Annotated in this window: 19 protein-coding genes, 1 tRNA gene and 1 pseudogene; 12 read left to right on the top strand and 9 right to left on the bottom strand. The window is 72.2% G+C overall.

Translation table 11 applies throughout. The annotated features are described in order from the left end of the window. Positions 1–14: 14 nt before the first annotated feature. The 3 genes from O7600_RS09185 to O7600_RS09175 all read left to right on the top strand — a co-directional run bounded on the left by O7600_RS09185 (position 15) and on the right by O7600_RS09175 (position 4,465). A complete protein-coding gene (locus O7600_RS09185) occupies positions 15–485 on the top strand; it encodes an Rrf2 family transcriptional regulator (protein WP_281593225.1) in 471 nt (156 codons plus the stop codon). Positions 486–630: 145 nt separating this feature from the next. Next, positions 631–1,653, top strand: a complete 1,023-nt coding sequence (locus tag O7600_RS09180) for a sulfite exporter TauE/SafE family protein (protein WP_281593224.1) — start codon at positions 631–633, stop codon at positions 1,651–1,653. Between the two features lie 544 nt (positions 1,654–2,197). Further along, positions 2,198–4,465 (top strand): cellulose binding domain-containing protein, encoded by a 2,268-nt coding sequence (locus O7600_RS09175; RefSeq protein WP_281593223.1) that lies wholly within the window; start codon positions 2,198–2,200, stop codon positions 4,463–4,465. A gap of 167 nt (positions 4,466–4,632) precedes the next feature. Here O7600_RS09175 and O7600_RS09170 read toward each other — a convergent pair whose 3' ends face one another. Both O7600_RS09170 and O7600_RS09165 read right to left on the bottom strand, forming a co-directional pair. Next, positions 4,633–5,628 carry an LLM class flavin-dependent oxidoreductase gene (locus O7600_RS09170; RefSeq protein ID WP_281593222.1) on the bottom strand — a complete coding sequence of 332 codons (996 nt, stop codon included), beginning with the start codon at positions 5,626–5,628 and terminating at the stop codon, positions 4,633–4,635. 61 nt (positions 5,629–5,689) lie between these two features. Next, positions 5,690–6,169, bottom strand: a complete 480-nt coding sequence (locus O7600_RS09165; RefSeq protein ID WP_098748120.1) for an Lrp/AsnC family transcriptional regulator — start codon at positions 6,167–6,169, stop codon at positions 5,690–5,692. Between the two features lie 83 nt (positions 6,170–6,252). Between O7600_RS09165 and O7600_RS09160 the strand changes: the two genes are divergently transcribed. Next, positions 6,253–7,428, top strand: a complete 1,176-nt coding sequence (locus O7600_RS09160) for a PLP-dependent aspartate aminotransferase family protein (RefSeq protein ID WP_281593221.1) — start codon at positions 6,253–6,255, stop codon at positions 7,426–7,428. Between the two features lie 96 nt (positions 7,429–7,524). On the opposite strand, the gene O7600_RS09155 is transcribed toward O7600_RS09160, so the two are convergent. Both O7600_RS09155 and O7600_RS09150 read right to left on the bottom strand, forming a co-directional pair. Continuing rightward, entirely contained in the window at positions 7,525–8,274 is a 750-nt protein-coding gene (locus tag O7600_RS09155) for a helix-turn-helix domain-containing protein (RefSeq protein ID WP_281593220.1), read from the bottom strand. Positions 8,275–8,305: 31 nt separating this feature from the next. After that, a tRNA-Leu gene (locus tag O7600_RS09150) sits at positions 8,306–8,383 on the bottom strand. A 94-nt stretch (positions 8,384–8,477) separates the two neighbouring features. Here O7600_RS09150 and O7600_RS09145 point away from each other — a divergent pair. The 8 genes from O7600_RS09145 to polA all read left to right on the top strand — a co-directional run bounded on the left by O7600_RS09145 (position 8,478) and on the right by polA (position 18,343). Continuing rightward, positions 8,478–9,098, top strand: a complete 621-nt coding sequence (locus O7600_RS09145) for a response regulator (protein ID WP_281593219.1) — start codon at positions 8,478–8,480, stop codon at positions 9,096–9,098. A 47-nt stretch (positions 9,099–9,145) separates the two neighbouring features. After that, entirely contained in the window at positions 9,146–10,303 is a 1,158-nt protein-coding gene (locus tag O7600_RS09140; RefSeq protein ID WP_281593218.1) for a hypothetical protein, read from the top strand. 260 nt (positions 10,304–10,563) lie between these two features. After that, a complete protein-coding gene (locus O7600_RS09135; protein ID WP_281593217.1) occupies positions 10,564–11,727 on the top strand; it encodes a branched-chain amino acid ABC transporter substrate-binding protein in 1,164 nt (387 codons plus the stop codon). A 95-nt stretch (positions 11,728–11,822) separates the two neighbouring features. Then, positions 11,823–12,773, top strand: coding sequence for a branched-chain amino acid ABC transporter permease (locus O7600_RS09130; protein WP_281593216.1), 951 nt, complete (start codon positions 11,823–11,825; stop codon positions 12,771–12,773). Then, positions 12,770–13,924, top strand: a complete 1,155-nt coding sequence (locus O7600_RS09125; RefSeq protein WP_281593215.1) for a branched-chain amino acid ABC transporter permease — start codon at positions 12,770–12,772, stop codon at positions 13,922–13,924. The genes O7600_RS09130 and O7600_RS09125 overlap by 4 nt, the downstream gene beginning before the upstream one ends. After that, positions 13,917–14,837: an ABC transporter ATP-binding protein gene (locus tag O7600_RS09120; protein ID WP_281593214.1), complete on the top strand. Its 921-nt coding sequence runs from the start codon at positions 13,917–13,919 to the stop codon at positions 14,835–14,837. Before O7600_RS09125 ends, O7600_RS09120 begins: the two co-directional genes overlap by 8 nt. Continuing rightward, positions 14,827–15,537: an ABC transporter ATP-binding protein gene (locus tag O7600_RS09115; RefSeq protein ID WP_281593213.1), complete on the top strand. Its 711-nt coding sequence runs from the start codon at positions 14,827–14,829 to the stop codon at positions 15,535–15,537. Before O7600_RS09120 ends, O7600_RS09115 begins: the two co-directional genes overlap by 11 nt. 106 nt (positions 15,538–15,643) lie before the next feature. Continuing rightward, positions 15,644–18,343: a DNA polymerase I gene (polA, locus tag O7600_RS09110; RefSeq protein WP_281593212.1), complete on the top strand. Its 2,700-nt coding sequence runs from the start codon at positions 15,644–15,646 to the stop codon at positions 18,341–18,343. A gap of 95 nt (positions 18,344–18,438) precedes the next feature. Here polA and O7600_RS09105 read toward each other — a convergent pair whose 3' ends face one another. From O7600_RS09105 to O7600_RS09085, 5 genes and pseudogenes are all read right to left on the bottom strand, one after another. Beyond that, complete coding sequence (locus O7600_RS09105; protein ID WP_281593211.1) at positions 18,439–18,804, bottom strand: MerR family transcriptional regulator; 366 nt, start codon at positions 18,802–18,804, stop codon at positions 18,439–18,441. Positions 18,805–18,835: 31 nt separating this feature from the next. Next, positions 18,836–19,585 carry an SDR family oxidoreductase gene (locus tag O7600_RS09100; protein WP_281593210.1) on the bottom strand — a complete coding sequence of 250 codons (750 nt, stop codon included), beginning with the start codon at positions 19,583–19,585 and terminating at the stop codon, positions 18,836–18,838. Positions 19,586–19,723: 138 nt separating this feature from the next. After that, positions 19,724–20,068: pseudogene (locus tag O7600_RS09095) on the bottom strand (DUF3140 domain-containing protein); the annotation flags it as partial. Further along, the gene (locus O7600_RS09090) at positions 20,055–20,273 is read right to left on the bottom strand and encodes a DUF2945 domain-containing protein (RefSeq protein ID WP_281593209.1); all 219 of its coding nucleotides are present in this window, start codon (positions 20,271–20,273) and stop codon (positions 20,055–20,057) included. The pseudogene O7600_RS09095 and the gene O7600_RS09090, both read right to left, overlap by 14 nt. A gap of 41 nt (positions 20,274–20,314) precedes the next feature. Continuing rightward, a complete protein-coding gene (locus O7600_RS09085; protein ID WP_281594106.1) occupies positions 20,315–20,731 on the bottom strand; it encodes a Uma2 family endonuclease in 417 nt (138 codons plus the stop codon). Positions 20,732–20,736: the final 5 nt, after the last annotated feature.

Below are 20,736 nucleotides of genomic sequence, written 5' to 3'. Positions count from 1 at the left end.
CTAACCTTGCCGGCATGCGTCTCTCCGCCCGGGTCGACTACGCCCTCCGTGCGGCCGCCGAGCTGGCCTCGGTCGCCGACGGCGCGGCCGTCGGGCGGAGCCGGCCGGTGACGGCCGAGCAGATCGCCCGCTCCCAGGACATCCCGCCGAAGTTCCTCGAGAGCATCCTGCTCCAACTGCGCCGGGGCGGCATCGTGCACGCGCAGCGCGGCCCGGAGGGCGGCTACTGGTTGGCTCGCCCGGCAGGCGAGATCTCCCTGGCCGAGGTGATCCGGGTGATCGACGGCCCGCTCGCGCACGTGCGCGGGCAGCGTCCGGAGCAGCTCGGCTACCAGGGCGCGGCCCGTGCGCTGCAGGACGTCTGGATCGCGTTGCGGGCCAGCGAGCGGGAGATCCTGGAGCTGGTCACCATCGCCGACGTGGCCGCCGGCACGCTGCCCGGCCGGGTCAACGAGTTGGCCGCCGACCCGCGCGCCTGGAGCTGACGCCCGCCGTCGCGCTCCCGACCGCCCCGCCGCCGGGGCCGTCCGGCGTGTTCCCACCAACCGGATGGGGGACTTGACCGGGACCCCCTCCGTGCCGCATTGTCGACCAAGTCGATAGGAGATACCGAAAAGTCAGGGGGCGCTCGTGCGCAAGCTGCTGGTCCTCGCCCTCGTCGGGCTCGCCGCGCAACTGGTCGACGGCGCGCTCGGCATGGCGTACGGGCTGACCTCCTCGACCCTGCTGCTCTTCGCCGGGGTCGCGCCGGCCGCCGCGTCCGCCTCGGTGCACCTGGCCGAGATCGGCACCACGCTCGCCGCAGGCGTCTCGCACTGGCGCTTCGGCAACGTCGACTGGAAGGTGGTCGGCCGCATCGCCCTGCCGGGCGCGCTCGGCGCGTTCGCCGGCGCCACCTTCCTCAGCTCCATCTCCACCGAGTCGGCCGCCCCGTGGATGGCCGCCATCCTGTTCACCCTCGGCGCGTACCTGCTGGTCCGCTTCTCCCGGCCGCTGCGCGCCAACCGCGCCGCCGGCCGGCTGCGCAGCCGCTTCCTGGCCCCGCTCGGGCTGGTCGCCGGCTTCGTCGACGCCACCGGCGGTGGCGGCTGGGGGCCGGTCGCCACCCCGGCGCTGCTGGTCTCCGGCCGGATGGAGCCGCGCAAGGTCATCGGCTCGGTCGACACCTCCGAGTTCGTGGTGGCGGGCGCGGCCAGCCTCGGCTTCCTGATCGGGCTCGGCTCCGAGGGCTTCCTGCTGCCCACCGTGGCCGCGCTGCTGGTCGGCGGCCTGATCGCCGCGCCGATCGCGGCCTGGCTGGTCCGCATCGTGCCCGCCCAGGTGCTCGGCGCCGTCATCGGCGGCGTGATCGTGCTGACCAACGCCCGCACCCTCCTGCGCGCCGGTGAGCTGGGCGGCCCGGTGCCGGCCCTGGTCTACGCGGCGCTCGGCGCCGGCTGGCTGGTCGCCGTGACGCTCGCGGTACGCGCGCTGCGCCGTGCCCGCCGTGCCCGCGCCACGGTCGACGCGGTGCTCGCCGCGACTCCCGCCGTTCCCGCCGCTTCTGCTGCTCCGGCCGTTCCCGCCGCTTCGGCCTCTCCCGCCGCCGAGGCTGCGACCCCGTTCGACGAGCCGGGGGAGTCCCGTCGGCTCGCTGCCGCCGTCGAGAGCTGACGCGGCCCGCCCCGGCCCGGGCCCGGCGATCCGTGCCCGGCGGGGGCGGCGTCTCCCGGGGCGATCCCGACACGACAAGCTCCCGGCTGAACACCCGCCGGCGCGGCCTCCGTCGGCGCGTCGCCGGTCGAGACCTCATCCCTTTCGAGCGATATACCGGTGGGTCATATTTATGACTCAGCGGTATATCGCCCTTTCCATCGTCGGTCGTGGACGGCGGCTACCGGGAGTGACGGACCGCCAGCCGGCAATCCGACCCGTGGCCGGGGCAGGACCGCGGACGGGACGCGTTCACCGTTGCCGGCCGGCGGCCGGCGGGAGTCAGCGGTCGGCGGTCTCCGCCTCCGGCGAGGGGCCGGGGCGCGCCGGCCTTGTCGGGAGAGCGGCTTGTCGGGTGTGCGGCGATGCCCTAACCTGACGGAACGCGGAGCCTAGTTACCGACGTCGATGTCCGGCGTCGGCCGTCGCGTCAGCGCGCGTATCCTCTCGCCGGCCCGGGCAGGCCGGCGCCCTCGCGTGCCTGACCTCCGCGAAAGGCATCCCCGTGCACCCCACCACCCCACGCCGTCGGCTCGCGCTGCTCGCCGCGGCCTCGGCGCTCACCCTGACGGCCGGCGCGTTCACCACGGTGACCGCCGCCGCCGCGGCCGCCGCCTGCCGGGTCGACTACCGGATCACCAACCAGTGGGGCGGCGGCTTCGGCGCCGACGTCACCGTGACCAACCTCGGCGACCCGGTGAACGGCTGGACGCTCGCCTGGAGCTTCGCCGCCGGCCAGCAGGTCGTCCAGGCCTGGAACGCCACGGTCAGCCAGTCCGGCGCCCAGGTCACCGCCCGCGATGCCGGCTACAACGCGGCGATCGGCACCGGCGGCACCGCGAGCTTCGGCTTCAACGGCTCGTGGAACAACGCCGCCAACCCCGCGCCGACCGCGTTCACGCTCAACGGCGCCGCCTGCACCGGCGCGACCCCGACCACACCTCCGCCCACCACACCACCCCCCACCACGCCCCCGCCCACCACGCCACCCCCGACCACACCTCCACCGACCACGCCACCGGCCGGCGCCAAGCAGATGGAGAAGCTCGACCGAGGGCTGATCAGCGTCCGCTCCGGCAGCGGGAACCTGGTCTCCTGGCGGCTGCTCGGCACCGAGACCACCGGCGTGTCGTTCAACCTCTACCGGGGCGGCGCGAAGGTCAACGGCAGCCCGATCACCGGCGCCACCACCTACCTGGACGCCGGCGCGGCCGCCGGGTCCGCGTACTCCGTGCGGGCCGTGGTGGGCGGCGCCGAGCAGGCGGCTTCCGCCCCGGCGCTGCAGTTCGCCAACGGCTATCTCGACGTGCCGATCCAGGCGCCGCCCGGCGGCACCACGCCGAGCGGCGAGGCGTACACCTACTCCGCCAACGACGCGAGCGTGGGCGACCTCGACGGCGACGGCCGCTACGAGTTCGTGCTCAAGTGGGACCCGTCGAACAGCAAGGACAACTCGCAGTCCGGCTACACCGGCACCGTCTACGTCGACGCGTACACCCTCACCGGCGCCCGGCTGTGGCGCGTCGACCTGGGCCGCAACATCCGCGCCGGCGCCCACTACACCCAGTTCCAGGTGTACGACTACGACGGCGACGGGGACGCCGAGGTGGCCATGAAGACCGCCGACGGCACCCGCTCCGGCACCGGCCAGGTGATCGGGAACGCCTCCGCCGACCACCGCAACTCCAGCGGTTACGTGCTCGCCGGGCCCGAGTACCTGACCATGTTCGACGGCCGCACCGGCGCTGCGCTGTCCACTGTCGACTACGACCCGCCGCGCGGCACCGTCTCGTCCTGGGGCGACTCGTACGGCAACCGGGTGGACCGGTTCCTCGCCGGCACCGCCTACCTGGACGGGCAGCGCCCCTCGCTGGTCATGGCGCGCGGCTACTACACCCGGGCGGTGATCGCCGCCTGGGACTTCCGCGACGGCACGTTGCGCAGGCGGTGGACGTTCGACTCGAACGCCTCCGGCAGCGGCGCCGCCGCCGGCCAGGGCAACCACAACCTGTCCGTCGCCGACGTGGACGGCGACGGCCGCCAGGAGATCGTGTACGGCGCGGCCACCGTCGACGACAACGGCCGGCTGCTCTACTCCACCGGCAACGGTCACGGCGACGCGCTGCACGTGGGCGACCTCGACCCGACCCGCGCCGGCCTGGAGGTGTTCAAGGTCGACGAGGAGGCCAGCAAGCCCAGCTCGTGGATGGCCGACGCGCGCACCGGACAGATCCTCTGGCAGACCGCGCCCAACGGCGACAACGGCCGGGGTGTCTCCGACGACGTCTGGGCCGGCAGCCCCGGCGCGGAGTCCTGGTCGTCGGCGGTCGACGGCCTGCTCAACACCCGGGGTCAGAACGTCGGCCGCAAGCCGTCCTCGGCGAACTTCCTGATCTGGTGGGACGGCGATCCGGTCCGCGAGCTGCTCGACGGCACCAAGATCGACAAGTACGGCACCGGCGGCGAGACCCGCCTGCTCACCGGCGGCAACGTCGCGTCGAACAACGGCACCAAGTCCACGCCGGCACTCTCCGGCGACATCCTCGGCGACTGGCGCGAGGAGGTGGTCTGGCGCACCGCCGACAGCACCGCGCTGCGGATCTACAGCACGTCGGTCACCACCGGCCTGCGGCTGCCCACCCTGATGCACGACCCGCAGTATCGGGTGGCCGTGGCCTGGCAGAACACCGCCTACAACCAACCGCCGCACCCGGGATTCCACCTCGGCGACGGGATGAGCACGCCGGCCGCGCCGAACATCTATCTGCGCTGAAACGGCAGGCACCGGGTCGCCGGCCGCGGAATCCGCTCGGCCGGCGACCCGGTGCACCACACCGCAGCATTCCCGACCCGTCCCGACCGGGAATGCCGTACCACCACCGGGGACAAAGCTATGCGTCCCACGCGACGCCACGGTGACGTGCCTATGAAGAGCGTGTTTCAGCCCTTCCGGCGCAGGCCACCCGCCACCTTCTCGGCGATCAACTCGAACGAGCGGACCCGGTCGGCCACGTCGTAGACCATCGTGGTCAGCATCAACTCGTCCGCGCCGGTGCGCTCCACCAGCGCACCGAGCTGCCCGGCCACCGTCTCCGGCGAGCCGGTCGCCTGGCCGTCGCGGCGCTGGGCCACGAACTCCCGCTCGAACTCCGAGTACGGGTAGGCCGCCGCCTCCTCCGGCGTGACCAGCGGCTCCGGCCGCCCGGAACGCAGCTTCAGGAACGACAGGCCGGCCGGCCCGGCCAGCCACTGCGCCCGCTCGTCCGTCTCCGCGCACACCGCGTTGACCGCCACCATCGCGTACGGCCGGTCCAGCCACTGCGACGGCCGGAAGTGCTGCCGGTAGAGCTGCAACGCCGGGATCGTGTTCTGCGCGCTGAAGTGGTGCGCGAACGAGAACGGCAACCCGAGCAGGCCGGCGAGCTGGGCGCTGAACCCGCTGGACCCGAGCAGCCACACCTGCGGCGACTGACCGCGACCTGGCGTCGCGGTGATCGGCCCCGGCTCGGCGCCGGAGAAGTAGTTCATCAGGTCGGCCAGCTCACGCGGGAAGTGCTCCGCGGACAGGCCCTCCATGGTGCGGCGCAGCGCCAGCGCGGTCACCTGGTCGGTGCCGGGCGCCCGCCCGATGCCCAGGTCGATCCGGCCCGGGTGCAGCGCCTCCAGGGTGCCGAACTGCTCGGCCACCACCAGCGGCGCGTGGTTGGGCAGCATCACCCCGCCCGAACCCAGCCGGATCGTGCTGGTGTTCGCGGCCAGATGCGCGAGCAGCACCGCCGGCGCCGAACTCGCGATCGCCGGCATGTTGTGGTGCTCGGCCACCCAGAACCGGCGGTAGCCCAGCTCCTCGGTGCGGTGGGCCAGCTCGGTGGTGTGCCGCAGCGCCTCACCGGCGCTGCCGGTCGCGGCCACCGGGGCAAGGTCAAGGACAGACATCGGTACGTCGATCACGGCTGGGTGCAACCTGCCGAGTGCCGGAATTGTTCCCTCGGGTGCGCTACCCCATACCGCGGGCCTGCTCGAAGATCAGACTGGTCTGGGTGTGCTGCACCACCGGATCCACCGCCAGGTGGTCGAGCACGAAGTCGCGCAGCGCGTCACCCGAGGCCGCCCGCACGTGCAGTACGTAGTCCTCCGCGCCCGCCACGTGGAACACCGACACCACCCCGGGCAGCCGCACCGACCGGGCCCGGAACGCGTCCACCGCGGCCCGCTCGTGCGCCGTCAGCCGCACCGACACCAGCGCCTGCAACGGCAGGCCCACCGCCGCCGGGTCCACCTCGGCGTGGAACCCGCGGATCGCCCCGCACTCGCGCAACGCCCGGGTCCGCGTCAGGCACGTCGAGGGGGCCACCCCGACCCGCTCCGCGAGCGCGTTGTTGGGCAGTCGCCCGTCGGTCGCCAGTTCGGTGAGGATCGCGCGGTCGACGTCGTCCAGGCCGGCGAACGGCCGTACATCATTCGGTGCGGCAGGCATGCCGCCATCTTTCACCGAACTCAGGCGAGGCGAAAGCGTGATTCGCAGAATCTTGTTCGCTTCTCTTGCCCCGGAGCATCGTCATGTTCGACGCTTCCGCCATGACTTCCGTGGACACCGCAGCCGTGCACGCCGGACGCGACGACCTCGCCGGGCTCGGCGTCCACGTCCCGCCCATCGACCTCTCCACCACCAACCCGCTGCCCTCCGTCGCCGGCGGCGGCGACGACTACGAGACGCTCGCCACCGGCGGCACCCTCCCGGCCGGCGGCAGCGCCGTCTACCAGCGCCTCTGGAACCCCACGGTGGCCCGCTTCGAGACCGCGCTCGCCCAGCTCGAGGGCACCGCCGAAGCGGTCGCGTTCGCCAGCGGCATGGCCGCGCTCACCGCCACGCTGCTGGCCGCCACCCGCGACGGGAACCGCCACGTCGTCGCCGTCCGCCCCCTCTACGGCGGCACCGACCACGTCCTCGCCACCGGCCTGCTCGGCACCGAGGTCACCTGGGCCCGCGCGGGCGAGGTCGCCGCCGCGATCCGCCCCGACACCGCAGTGGTCGTCGTCGAGACCCCCGCCAACCCCACCCTCGACCTGGTCGACATCGCCGCGCTCGCCACCGCCGCCGGCGATGTCCCGCTGCTGGTCGACAACACCGTCGCCACCCCGGTGCTCCAGCGACCCGCCCGCCACGGCGCCGCCCTCGTGCTGCACAGCGCCACCAAGAGCATCGGCGGCCACGGCGACGTCCTCGCCGGCGTCGTCGCCTGCGCGCCCGAGTGGGCCGCCCGGCTGCGCCAGGTCCGCGCCGTCACCGGGGCCGTCCTGCACCCGCTCGGCGCGTACCTGCTGCACCGCGGCCTGCAGACCCTGCCGCTGCGGGTCCGTGCCCAGCAGGCCGGCGCCGAGAAGCTCGCCGCCTGGCTCGCCGGCCACCCCGCCGTCGAGCGCGTCCACCACCCGTCGCGGCACGACCCGGCCGGGCTGGTCGGCCGCCAGATGTCCGGCACCGGCAGCCTGCTCGCCTTCGAGGTACGCGGCGGCGCGCCCGCCGCGGCCACCGTCGCCGGCGCCTGCGAACTCATCACCCACGCGGTGTCGCTGGGCGGCGTCGACACGCTGATCCAGCACCCGGCCTCGCTCACCCACCGGCCGGTCGAAGGCGACGCGAAGCCGTGCGGCGGGCTGCTGCGCGTCTCGGTCGGACTGGAGGACCCGGAGGACCTGCGGGCCGACCTGGCGCGGGCGCTGGCCACGATCTGAGGCCCGGCCGCGTCACCGGCGCCTCGGGTTGACCTGGCGCGGGCGCTGCCTCGATCTGCGGCCCCGGCTCCCGGCCGCGTCGCCGGCGCCGTCCGGTCAGGACTTCGGGCCGACGTGGCGGTCCAGGGCGGCGACGGCCTCGCGGCGGGCCACCGACAGGGAGTTGCGGCGGTTCATCCGCCAGGCGATGCCGAGCAGGTCGAGCGCCCACTGGCAGAGGCCCATGATGTCGGTGGACTCGTTGGCGAACATGTAGCGCGGATAGACGTGGCGCTTGCCGCGCACGACCACCTGATTGGCGAAACGGCAGCCGTCGGAGTGGAACAGGCCGCGCAGGAAGTCGCCCGGACGGGCCTCGACGAGGGGGCGTTGCCAGTCGGTCAGGACGATCGGGCGCTCGTGTTTCTTGCCCGGCCCGTGCTGCGGTAGTAGGCACGGCCAGTGCTTGCCGTAACTCTGCACACTGACGCAGCCCGGGTTTTGTACCCGCTGCACGTTCTCGGCCAGCACCGCTCGCATGGCGTTGTCGCACGCTTCGATCAGGCCCGGCCAGCAGTCGCTGCAGGCGATCCGGAGCACCGGCACCCGGGCCTTGGTCACGAGGTGGCCGTCGCCGAGGTAGAGGCCGAGGAGATAGGTGTATGCCGCCGGGTCTGTCGGAACGTGCATGTCCTCACGACAGCGGAAGCATCGCAGCGCGGTGCCCTGCTGCTTCGGCTCCGGCCGATCCTTGCACCAGTGACGGACCGTCGGATAGGAGAGGCCCACGGTCCGCGCCACCTCAGCGACGGTCGCGCCGTCGAGGTAGAGACGTCGCGCCCGGGCGCGCAATTCGGGTGGATGCACAGGCTCATCGTCGAACGCCTGTATGACATTTTGGTGCCCTCGGTGGGATTCGAACCCACACTGTATGGAGTTTGAATCCATTGCCTGCTGCCAGTTGGGCTACGAGGGCGTTCCGTGATTCGGCCTCGACAGCCTACCCGCTAGGCTGAAGGCGGCGACACCCGGCACGGCGGGTGTCAGGTTCGAACCGGTGGGAGTGGCTCGTGGGCGAGATGCAGACGGATGCCGAGCGCAAGCGCGTTCTGATCGCCGAGGACGAGGCGCTCATCCGGCTGGACCTGGCCGAGATGCTGGTCGAGGAGGGCTACGACGTCGTCGGCGAGGCCGGTGACGGCGAGACCGCCGTCAAGCTCGCCGAGGAGCTCAAGCCGGACCTGGTCATCCTCGACATCAAGATGCCGATCATGGACGGGCTGGCCGCCGCCGAGCGGATCGCCGGCGCGCGCATCGCCCCCGTGATCATCCTGACCGCGTTCAGCCAGCGGGACCTGGTCGAGCGGGCCCGGGCGGCCGGCGCGATGGCCTACCTGGTCAAGCCGTTCCAGAAGAGCGACCTGGTGCCGGCGGTGGAGATCGCGCTGTCCCGCTACTCGGAGATCGCCGCGCTGGAGGCGGAGGTCGCCGGCCTGACCGACCGGCTGGAGATCCGCAAGACCGTCGAGCGGGCCAAGGGCGCGCTGATGACGACGTACGGGATGACCGAGCCGCAGGCGTTCAAGTGGATCCAGCGCACCGCGATGGACCACCGGATGACCATGAAGGAGGTCGCCGAGCGGATCCTCGCCGAGACCGCCGGCGGCGAGATGGCGCAACCCGCCTCCTGACCCGTCGTCGGGTTACCGGGGTCGGCGGCGGTCGATACGATCGTCGCATGCGACGACCGGCGGCGGTGCTCGGTCTGCTCCTGGTGCTGCTGGCCGCGTGTCACGCCGCCGACCGGCCCGCGCCGCAGGCGCTGCGCCCGGCCTGGCAGCAGGTCGACCTGCCGCTGCCGACCGGCCTCTCCGGTCGGGAGGTGCTGCGTGACGCCGCGGCCTGCGCGGGGCGGTGGTTCGTCGTCGGGGCGGTGCGGGACCCGGACGGGACCCCGCATCCGGCCGCCTGGTCGAGTGTGGACGGCGCCGCCTGGACGCCGCTGCGTCCGGTGCCGCGTAGCGCGTACGGGGCGGAGAACGTGCTGACCGCGGTGGGCTGCCGGGACGGTCGGCCGGTGGCGGTGGGTGGGCGGAGCGGCGGGGTGCACGGCAATCCCCGGATCAGCACCTGGCGCCAGGACCGGGACGGTTCGCTGGTGGAGGTGCCGGCGGAGTTCGAGGTGTTCGGCGGCCCGGACGCGGTGAACGTGGGCCGGGTCGCGGGCGGGCCGGGCGGTTGGTTGGTCTCCGGGAACCGGGCCACCGGCGCGGCCGCGTGGGTGTCGCCGGACGGCTCGGAGTTCCGGCTGGTCAGCGGGGTGCCGGGGCTGGTCGCCGACGGTTCGGGTCGGCCGTGGGTGGCCGACGGCGCGGCGACCGGGTCGGGGTGGCTCATGGTGGGCTCGGTGCTGCCGTCGGGGCGTACCGGATCGGACGCGGCGGTGTGGACCTCGCCGGACGGGTCGTCCTGGCGGCGTGCGGTGCTCCCCGGCGGCGGCGTGGACCAGGACCTGCAACGGGTGGTCCGGTTGGGCGACCGGTCGGTGGCGTTGGGTCGGCGCGGCGACGGGGTGGGCGCGTGGGTGGGGGAGGCCGACGCCTGGCGGCCGTCCGGCGGTCCGGCGGGCGGGGGCGCGGACCGGCCCGCCCAGGTGTGGGGGTTGGCGGCGCGCGGTGACGGCGTGTTCGCGGTGCTCGCCGGTCCGGCGGAGGGGGCGGGCTGGTTCTCGCCGGACGGGGACCGGTGGTTGCCGGTGGCGCTGCCGGCGGCGGTCCCGGGGGGTAGCGACCGGTCGGTGGCGGTCGCGGCGGCGGGTGACGGCGCCCTGCTGCTGGTGGACGACGGTGGCCGGGCGCGGGTGTGGTCGGCGCGCGGGTCGTGGCGCCCCGCGTGACGTTCTCACCAGCGTGTTTCCGGTCCGTGTCGGATGTCCGATCGTCCCACCCCGTGATCCGGTGTGTTACACCACAGCTGTGAATCCGGCCACTCAACGTAACGGTTAGGTCAACCCCGCTTCTCAGGTCTACCTTCGCCCCCCGCTGGTGGGATAACGTCCCGGCCCAGACCGGGATCGCGGTCGGTCCGGCCAACCCTCGCAAGGTCCAATTCGCGCTGGGTGGTTTCCGGGCCTTCGGACGGAGGAGGGTACGAGCCGTGAGGCAGAAGCTCGCACGGGTGCTCGGTGGTGTGGCCATCGGCGCGCTCGTTTTCAGTGGCGCGGCCTGCAAGGCTGACAGTGGTAGCGAAGCGGGGGGCAGCAAGGCCGCCTGCGACCTGAAGATCGGCTTCTTCGGCCCGCTGACCGGCGACGCCGCGGGTCTCGGTATCCACATGCGCAACGGCACCAAGCTGGCCATCGACCAGTACAACAAGGACAACGCGGACTGCAAGGTCAACCTGGAGGAGTACGACTCCCAGGGTGACCCGGCCAAGGCTCCGGCCCTGGCCCAGAAGGCGGCCGGCGACAGCAAGGTCGTCGGCGTGGTCGGTCCGGCGTTCTCGGGTGAGTCGGAGGTGGCCGACCCGATCTTCGACGAGGCCGGTCTGCCGATCATCACGCCGTCGGCCACCCGGCCGAGCCTGAGCACCAAGGGCTGGAAGATCTTCCACCGGGGCGTCGGCAACGACACCTCGCAGGGTCCGGCCGCCGGCCGTTACATCAAGAACGTCCTCAAGGCCGACAAGGTCTACGTGGTCGACGACCAGTCCGCGTACGGCGCGGGTCTGGTGGACGAGGTCAAGAAGGTCATCGGCACCCCGGCCGGCGAGGACAAGATCCAGGTCAAGCAGACCAACTTCTCCGCCGTGGTCACCAAGATCCAGAGCAGCGGCGCGAACGTCCTCTTCTTCGGTGGCTACTACACCGAGGCCGGCCTGCTGCTCAAGCAGCTCAAGGGCGCGGGCTGGAAGGGCACGATGGTCGCCGGTGACGGTGTCAACGACGCCAACTTCATCAAGGTCGCCGGCGAGCAGGTCGCCGAGGGCACGATCCTGACCTGCCCGTGCGCCCCGGCCACCGCGGCCAAGGGCTCGTTCGTGACCGACTACAAGGCCGCGTTCGACAACGCCGAGCCGGGCACCTACGCCGACGTGTCGTACGACATCACCAAGATCATGCTGGCGGGCATCAAGGACGGCAAGGGCACCCGCGCCGACCTGCTGAGCTTCATCAAGTCCTACAACAAGGCCGGTGACGCCACCGGCGTGACCTACAAGTTCGAGTCCACCGGTGAGCTGGACCCGGCGCAGGTCATCGTGTGGGCGTTCAAGGTGAACGCGGGCAAGGTCGTCCCCGACATCGAGATCCCCAAGAGCTGACCGGTTCATCCGGTCCTGTCACGGGACACCAGGCGTGCGGCCGGGAGTGAGTTTCTCCCGGCCGCAACGCTTGGCCGCACAGTTGGAGCCCCCATTTGAACTTCGATGAGCTCTTCGGGAACTTCCCGGCGCTGACCATCACCGGCCTGGAGCAGGGCGCGATCTACGCGCTCATCGCCCTCGGCTACACCCTGGTGTACGGCGTTCTCCGCTTGATCAACTTTGCTCACTCCGAGGTCTTCATGGTCGGTACCTTCGCCGCCCTGTGGACCTGGCAGGCCCTCGGCTACGACCAGAACTCGGCCGCCCCGGCGCTCGGCCCGCTGATCCTGGCGGTCGTCGCCGGTCTCGCGGTGGCGATGGTCGCCGCGGCCGCCACCGCGGTCACCGTCGAGCTGGTGGCCTACCGGCCGCTGCGCAAGCGCAACGCACCGCCGCTGGCCTTCCTCATCACCGCGATCGGCGCCTCGTTCGTGATCGCCGAGTCGTTCGGCATCGGCACCAGCCGCGCGCCGTTCGGCATGGCGACGATGATTCCGCAGGAGCCGGTCTTCACCATCTTCGGCGCCGCCGTGACCAACCTCCAGTTGGTGATCCTCGGCGTCACGCTGGTCATGATGGTGGCGCTGGACCAGTTCGTGAACCGCAGCCGGCTGGGCCGCGGCATCCGCGCGGTGGCCCAGGACGCGGACACCGCCGCCCTGATGGGCGTCAACAAGAACCGGGTCATCCTGCTGGTCTTCGTGCTCGGCGGCCTGATGGCCGGCGTGGGCGCGCTGCTGTGGGACCTGCGGTTCAGCTACACCAAGTTCAACGTCGGCTTCCTGATCGGGCTCAAGGCGTTCGCGGCCGCGGTGCTCGGCGGCATCGGCAACCTGCGCGGTGCGCTGCTCGGCGGCCTGCTGCTCGGCGTGGCGGAGAACTACGCCGCCGGCCTGTTCGGCGGCGACTGGAAGGACTTCACCGGCTTCGTGCTGCTGATCGTGCTGCTGATGTTCCGGCCGACCGGTCTGCTCGGCGAATCTCTGGGGAGGGCGCGCGCATGACCGCCACCGTGGACAAGAAGCGGACCGCGGGCATCAGGACCCGCTGGGCCGCGATGCCCAAGCAGGTGCGCTGGGCGGCGATCGCCGCGCTGATCGTGCTGCTCTACATCCTGCCCAACAAGTGGTTCTACGAATACCTCGGCTTCCCGATCGGCAGCGAGTACTTCGCCCTCTACACCACCCGCTCGGACTTCGCCGGGGTGCTCTTCGACACCGCCGTGTTCGTGCTGCTGGCCGTGGGCCTCAACGTGGTGGTCGGGTTCGCCGGCCTGCTCGACCTGGGCTACTTCGGCTTCTACGCGCTCGGCGCGTACACGGTCGCGTTGCTCACCTCGCCGGAGAGCCGGTTCGGCACGAACTGGCCGTGGCTGGCGGCGGTGCCGCTGGCGGTCATGGTGGCGATGGTCTCCGGCGTGATCCTCGGCGGCCCGACACTGCGCCTGCGCGGTGACTACCTGGCCATCGTGACGCTCGGCTTCGCCGAGATGATCCGGCTGTACGCTGCCCGCCAGGACGGCCTCCTCCAGGGCCAGCGGGGCATCCCGGCGATCCCGCACCCGCCGGGCAACGGCAGCGACGGCAAGGCGCTGTTCGGGGTGGTCGACTCCCGGCCGTACTACTGGCTCATGCTGACGCTGATCCTGGTCGTGCTGGTGCTGATCCGGAACCTGGCCAACAGCCGGGTGGGCCGGGCCTGGGTGGCGATCCGCGAGGACGAGGACGCCGCCGAGGTGATGGGCGTGCCCACGTTCAAGTACAAGCTGTGGGCGTTCGCCATCGGCGCGGCGGTGGCCGGCCTGACCGGCGCGGTCTTCGCCGGCAAGCAGACGTTCATCAACTCGGACCAGTTCGTGCTGGAGAGTTCCATCCTGGTGCTCGCCGCGGTGATCCTCGGCGGCGCCGGCAACATCAAGGGCGCCATTGTCGGCGGCGCGGTCACCTGGTACCTGCCGGAGTGGCTGCGCGGCGTCGGTGACCTCCTCGGCCTGGAGTTCGACGCGGCCGAGTACCGCATCCTGGTGTTCGGCATCGTGGTCATCGTCATGATGATCTTCCGGCCGCAGGGTCTGGTGCCCAACCGGCGGCGGGCGGCCGAGCTCGCCGACCGACGCAAGGAAGCGGTTCCCCAGGAGACGGTGCCCAATGAGTGAGCCGCAGATGCACAGCGAGCGGGATCAGACCAGCGAGCGGGACATCGCCGACGACGGCCGGAGCACGGTCGGCACCCCGCCCGAGTCCGGGTCGGACACCCCGGTCGAGACCAACCCGGGCGACACCGCCCCGGCCGGCCGGGAGCCGCTGCTGGAGGTCGACCACGTCACGCTCCGCTTCGGCGGCGTGGTGGCGCTCAACGACGTCGCGTTCACCCTCTACAAGGGGGAGATCCTCGGCCTGATCGGCCCGAACGGCGCCGGCAAGACGACCTGCTTCAACGCGATGACCGGCGTCTACCGGCCCACCGAGGGCGAGATCCGGTTCGCCGGGCAGCGGATCAACGGCAAGCGCCGGAGCTGGATCACCAAGGCGGGCATCGCCCGGACGTTCCAGAACATCCGGCTGTTCCCGGAGATGACCGCGCTGGAGAACGTGATGGTGGGCGCGGACGCCCACCACAAGACCAGCGTGATCTCCGCGATGCTGCGGCTGCCCCGACACTGGCGGGAGGAGCGGGAGGGCCGGGACAGGGCCCACGAGCTGCTGCGCTTCGTCGGTATCGAGCGCCGCGCCGGCGACCTGGCGCGCAACCTCTCGTACGGCGAGCAGCGCCGGCTGGAGATCGCGCGGGCCCTGGCGACCGACCCGAAACTGCTCTGCCTGGACGAGCCGGCAGCCGGCTTCACCCCGGCGGAGAAGGAGGAACTGCTCGGGTTGATCCGGAAGATCCGCGACAATGGCACCACGGTGCTGCTGATCGAGCACGACATGCGACTCGTCATGGGCGTGACCGACCGGATCGTGGTGCTGGAGTTCGGCAAGAAGATCGCCGAGGGCCTGCCGGCCGCGGTCCGCGAGGACCCGAAGGTGATCGCGGCGTACCTGGGGGTGCCGACCGATGCTGCTTGAGATCAACGACCTGACGCTGCTGTACGGGCGGATCCAGGCCCTGCACGGGATCAGCCTGCACGTCGACGAGGGTGAGGTGGTGGCCCTGATCGGTGCGAACGGCGCCGGCAAGACCACCACCATGCGGGCCATCTCCGGGCTGCGCCCGGTGGCCGAGGGCTCGATCGTCTTCAACGGCACCGACGTCACCCGGATGCGGGCCGACCTGCGGGTGGTCCGGGGCATCGGGCAGGCGCCGGAGGGTCGGGGCGTCTTCCCCGGCATGACGGTCATCGAGAACCTGGAGATGGGCGCGTACACCCGCCGGGACCGGGCCGGCATCGCCGAGGACCTGAAGATGGTCATGGACCTCTTCCCCCGGCTGCACGAGCGACGCAAGCAGGCCGGCGGCACCCTCTCCGGTGGCGAGCAGCAGATGCTGGCGGTGGGCCGGGCGCTGATGGCCCGCCCGAAGCTGCTGCTGCTCGACGAGCCCTCGATGGGTCTCGCGCCGATGCTGATCCAGCAGATCTTCGAGATCATCACCCGGATCAACGAGCAGGGCACCACCATCCTGCTGGTCGAGCAGAACGCCCAGCAGGCGCTCTCCCGCGCCCACCGGGCCTACGTGCTGGAGACCGGCCGGATCGTCAAGGAGGGCACCGGCCAGGATCTCCTGCACGACCAGGCGGTCAAGGACGCGTACCTCGGCGTGGCCTGAGGTCGTACCGGTCGACGGCCGGTCGTCCCCGCGGGGGGCGACCGGCCGTCGTGTTCCCGGTGCCGCCGGCCACGGGTTGTCGGGGCCACGGACTAGAGTCGCTGCCGTGACAGCTACGACGCCGCGCCTGCTCCTCGTCGACGGACACTCCCTGGCATACCGGGCCTTCTTCGCACTGCCGGTGGAAAACTTTTCCACCACGACGGGGCAGCCGACCAATGCCGTCTACGGCTTCACCTCCATGCTGATCAACGTGCTCCGCGACGAGCAGCCGACGCACATCGTGGTCGCCTTCGACGTCTCCCGCCGGTCCTTCCGCACCGACCGCTACGCGGAGTACAAGGCCGGCCGCAGCGAGACCCCGACCGACTTCAAGGGCCAGGTCAGCCTGGTCAAGGAGGTGCTCGCGGCGCTGCGCGTGCCGGTGGTCGAGAAGGAGGGCTTCGAGGCCGACGACGTGATCGCCACGCTCGCCTGCCAGGCCCGCGACCAGGGCATGGACGTGCTGATCACCACCGGCGACCGGGACGCGTTCCAGCTCGTCGGCGACCGGGTCACCGTGCTCTACCCGCGCAAGGGCGTCTCCGACCTGGCCCGGATGGACCCGGCCGCGGTCGAGGCGAAGTACGGCGTCACGCCGGACCGCTACCGCGACCTGGCCGCGTTGGTCGGCGAGACCAGTGACAACCTGCCCGGCGTCCCCGGCGTCGGGCCGAAGACCGCGGCCAAGTGGATCAACCTCTACGGCGGTGTCGAGGGCGTGGTGGCCCGGGCCGACGAGATCAAGGGCAAGGCCGGCGACAGCCTGCGCGAGCGCCTGTCCGACGTGATCCGCAACTACGAGATCAACTGCCTGGTCTCCGACCTGGAGCTGCCGGTGCGTCCGGAGGACGCCCGCTGGCAGGGCTGGGACCGGGAGGCCGTGCACCAGGTCTTCGACACGCTCCAGTTCCGCATCCTGCGCGACCGGCTCTACCAATACCTGGAGGCGGTCGAGCCGGAGGCGGAGGCCGGCTTCGAACTGGCCGGCGAGGTGCTCACCGAGCCGGGCGCGGTCGCGGGCTGGCTGGACACGCATGCCGGCGCGGGCGCGCCCGTCGGTCTGGCGGTCACCCTCGACACCGGTCCCAACCGCCGGCACACCGCCACCGTGACCGGGATGGCGCTGGCCACCGCCGGCGGCGCCGCGGCGTGGTTCGACCCGAGCGGCCTGGGCGCCGACGACGAGGGCGCCCTGGCCGGCTGGCTCGCCGACGCGACGCGCCCGAAGGTGCTGCACGACAGCAAGCCGGCGGTGCTGGCGTTCGCCGCGCACGGCTGGGACCTGCAGGGCATCGCCCGCGACACGCAGATCGCCGCCTACCTGGCCCGCCCCGACCAGCGGTCCTACGACCTCACCGACCTGGCCCTGCGCTACCTGCATCGCGAGCTGCGCGTCGACGCCCCGGAGACCGGCCAGTTCACGCTCGACGGGTTCGGCGACGACGGCGCGGCCGAGCAGAACCTGATGCTCCAGGCCCGGGCCACCCTCGACCTGGCCGACGCGATCGACGCCGAGCTGTCCCGCGACGGCGAGCAGTCCGCCCGGCTGATGGCCGGCGTGGAGCTGCCGCTGATGCGGGTCCTCGCCACCATGGAGCGCACCGGCATCGCCGCCGACACCGACTACCTCTCCGAGCTGGAGGCGCACTTCGCCGCCGAGGTGAAGGCCGCCGCCCAGGCCGCCTACGAGGTGGTCGGCCGGGAGTTCAACCTCGGCTCGCCGAAGCAGCTGCAGGAGATCCTCTTCACCGAGCTGGGCCTGCCCAAGACCAAGCGGATCAAGACCGGCTACACCACCGACGCCGACGCGCTGCAGTGGCTCTACGCGCAGACCGAGCACCCGCTGCTGCACCACCTGCTGCGGCACCGCGACGTCGCCAAGCTCAAGTCGACGGTCGACGGGCTGCTCAAGTCGGTCTCCGACGACGGCCGGATCCACACCACGTTCAACCAGACCGTGGCGGCGACCGGGCGGCTGTCCTCGACCGAGCCGAACCTGCAGAACATCCCCATCCGCACCGAGGAGGGCCGGCGGATCCGCCGTGCCTTCGTGGTCGGCGAGGGCTACGAGTCCCTGCTGACCGCCGACTACAGCCAGATCGAGATGCGGATCATGGCGCACCTGTCCTCGGACGACGCGCTGATCGAGGCGTTCAACTCCGGGCACGACTTCCACGCGGCGACCGCCTCGTCGGTCTTCACCGTCGAGGTCGACCAGGTCACCGCCGACCAGCGGCGCAAGATCAAGGCGATGAACTACGGCCTGGCCTACGGGCTGAGCGCGTTCGGCCTGTCCCAGCAGCTCGGCATCACCGCCGAGGAGGCGCGCGGGCTGATGGAGAACTACTTCGCCGGGTTCGGCGGGGTCCGCGACTACCTCCAGGAGGTGGTGGCCCGGGCCCGGCAGGACGGCTACACCTCCACCATCCTGGGTCGCCGCCGCTACCTGCCCGACCTGGTCAGCGACAACCGGCAGCGCCGGGAGATGGCCGAGCGGATGGCGCTCAACGCCCCGATCCAGGGCTCGGCCGCCGACATCATCAAGGTCGCCATGCTGCGCGTCGACGCCGCGCTGCGCGAGGCCGGGCTGCGGTCCCGGATGCTGCTGCAGGTGCACGACGAGTTGGTCTTCGAGGTGGCGCCGGGGGAGCGCGAGGCGCTGGAGGCGCTGGTGCGCCGGGAGATGGGCCAGGCGCACCCGCTCTCGGTCCCGATGGAGGTGTCGGTCGGCGACGGCCGCGACTGGAACAGCGCCGACCACTGACCACCCCACCCACCCCCACCAGGCCCGGCCGAACCTGGTAGTGATCAAGGAGTTCGCGTCGCCGCACGAGCCGGCGCCCGACACGAACTCCTTGATCACTGTCGAGAGGACGGGGACGGCGCAAGGGGTGGGGAGGCGGCGCGCAGGGCGGCGGCGAGGCGGTCCCGGACGGCCACCTGGGCGGCGATCCGGGCTTCCAGCACGGCCAGGCGTTCCTGCCCGACCCGCAACCCGGCCGGAGACGGCGGCGCCGACGCCACGTCCCCGTCCAGGCAGGGCAGGAAGACCCGCACGTCGTCCAGCGTCAGCCCGGCGTCGAGCAGGTGACGGATGTTGCGGACCCGGGTGATCACCGCGTCGTCGTACTCGCGGTAGCCGTTCGCCGCCCGGACCGAGGCGATGAGCCCGTGTTCCTCGTAGTGCCGCAGGGCACGCGGGGTGCATCCCGTCGCTTTCGCCACCGCGCCGATCCGCACCGCCGCCACCGTCCTCTCACGCGACCACCGCGCCCCCGTCCACCGGCAGCACCACACCCGTGACGAAGCCCGCCTCCGGCTCGCACAACCGCCGGATCGCCCAGGCTACGTCCTCCGGGCGGCCGATCCGGCCCGCCGGTGTGTGGGCGAGCTGCCAGTCCCGCACCGCCGCGCGCCGCTCGGGGGACAGGCCACTGTGCACCCCGATCGGGGTGTCGATCGCGCCGGGCGCGACCGCCACCACCCGGACGCCACGTGGTGCGAGTTCCACCGCCCAGCTACGGGTCAGCGAGTCCAGCGCGGCCTTGCCGGCCGCGTACACCGAACTGCTCGGCCAGGCGCGCAGGCCGACCGACGTGGTGACGTTGACGAGCACGCCGCGCGTCGCGGCGAGCGCCTCGACGGCGGCGTGCGCCAGCCGGATCGGGGCCAGCAGGTTCGTCTCCAGTTGCCGCCGGGCGGCGTCCTCGTCCAGCTCCGCCAGCGGCCCGCCGCCGGCCACCCCGGCGTTGTTGACCACGACGTCCAGCCGGCCGTACCGGTCGAGCGCGGCGCTGACGATCCGGTCCGGGCCGTCGGGGTCGGTGAGGTCGGCGGTCAGCGCGGTGATGTCCGGCCGGCCGGCGGCGGTCTCGGACAGCGGCGCGGCGCGCCGGCCGACGGCTACGACGGCGTACCCGGAGGTGGCGAAGGCCTGTGCGGTGGCCCGGCCGATGCCGGTGCCCGCACCGGTGATCACGGCGACGCGTGGCGTGTGGCGTTCCATGCCGGCATCGTCCGACCCTGCCGCCTGCGGCAGGGTCAAGTCAGAGCCGCAGCAGGACGGGTATCGCGTTGACCGCCCCGTGCACCACGAGCAGCGGGCACATCCTGCGGTTGCGCCGCGAGCGACCAGGCGGGCTCAGCCCTTGAGCGGGTCGTGCCCCCAGTTCATCAGCGACCAGCGCCAGCGGGTGTCCCGGACGTCGCCGGAGGGCCGCTGGGCGAGGTGCCGGTGGACGTACCCGATCACCTTGCGCATGTGCTTGTAGTCGGCGGCGGTCAGGTCGGCGCGCTTGCGGCGCAGCAGGTCGACGATCCTGCGGCCGGAGTCGTGCCCGACGGACTCGCCGCCCTTGGTGCCCTTCTTGTGCCAGCCGACGTGCTTGGACTCGTCGCTCTCCAGCCAGCGGGTCAGCTCGGCGGGCTTCATGTTCACCGCGTCGGTGAACTCCCGGTAGGTCTGCTGCGGATCCTCAGCGCGACTCATGGCGCAGCACCTCCGGGCGGTGGGCGACGTCGCGGCCCGAGTCGTCGTTGGTGATCCGGTACTGCGGCTGCTCCGGTGAGGCGTCCACCGGGTGCCCGCGGACGTGGGTGCGCTCGGTCAGCTTCTCCTTGACGACCCCGTACGCCCGGCCGCTGTGGCTGGCCCAGGAGACGTGGTCGCCGGCGCGGAACTCCATCTCGGCCATGCCGGCCGGTTACCCGCCGGCACCAGCGGCTAACGGCACGGTCAGGGCCGGATCTCCGCGATCGGCAGCTTGATCGCGAAGGGCTCGGTCAGCTCGATCACCTCGCTGCCGTCGTCCACCAGCTCGTACTGCCGCTCGCCGCCCGGGCCGATCCGGTCACCGAGGCGGTAGGCGTAGAGGTGCACCGGATCCTGCTCGATCCGCCAGTAGAACGGGATGCCGGCGGCGGCGTACTCGCCCGGCTTGGCAAACCGGTCGACCCGCCGGGTGCCGGGGGAGACGATCTCGACGGCCAGCACGACGTCCGCCGCTCGCAGCAGCGACCGGTCGCTCGGCAGCCCGGCGTGATGGAGCAGGACGTCCGGTTGCCGGCTGGTGTTGGGGCTGAGCCCAACGCCAACAGCCAGGGAGGCCTCGACATGCGTCGGTGCGTGGGACCGGAGCCAGAGCCAGAGCAGGCTGG

The sequence above is a fragment of the Micromonospora sp. WMMA1998 genome (assembly GCF_027497375.1).
Lineage (GTDB): Bacteria > Actinomycetota > Actinomycetes > Mycobacteriales > Micromonosporaceae > Micromonospora > Micromonospora sediminicola.
Note: the sequence above shows the minus strand (reverse complement) of the source record. Positions and strands in the feature narration are given on the sequence as shown.

Excerpts from the sequence above, each read along its gene's own strand:
- O7600_RS09185 (WP_281593225.1), top strand. The coding sequence starts at position 15 with ATGCGTCTCTCCGCCCGGGTCGACTACGCCCTCCGTGCGGCCGCCGAG.
- O7600_RS09165 (WP_098748120.1), bottom strand. The coding sequence starts at position 6,169 with ATGCCTGCCGCACCGAATGATGTACGGCCGTTCGCCGGCCTGGACGAC.
- O7600_RS09090 (WP_281593209.1), bottom strand. The coding sequence starts at position 20,273 with ATGGCCGAGATGGAGTTCCGCGCCGGCGACCACGTCTCCTGGGCCAGC.
- O7600_RS09120 (WP_281593214.1), top strand. The coding sequence starts at position 13,917 with ATGAGTGAGCCGCAGATGCACAGCGAGCGGGATCAGACCAGCGAGCGG.
- O7600_RS09170 (WP_281593222.1), bottom strand. The coding sequence starts at position 5,628 with ATGTCTGTCCTTGACCTTGCCCCGGTGGCCGCGACCGGCAGCGCCGGT.
- O7600_RS09140 (WP_281593218.1), top strand. The coding sequence starts at position 9,146 with ATGCGACGACCGGCGGCGGTGCTCGGTCTGCTCCTGGTGCTGCTGGCC.
- O7600_RS09160 (WP_281593221.1), top strand. The coding sequence starts at position 6,253 with ATGTTCGACGCTTCCGCCATGACTTCCGTGGACACCGCAGCCGTGCAC.
- O7600_RS09115 (WP_281593213.1), top strand. The coding sequence starts at position 14,827 with ATGCTGCTTGAGATCAACGACCTGACGCTGCTGTACGGGCGGATCCAG.
- O7600_RS09125 (WP_281593215.1), top strand. The coding sequence starts at position 12,770 with ATGACCGCCACCGTGGACAAGAAGCGGACCGCGGGCATCAGGACCCGC.
- O7600_RS09100 (WP_281593210.1), bottom strand. The coding sequence starts at position 19,585 with ATGGAACGCCACACGCCACGCGTCGCCGTGATCACCGGTGCGGGCACC.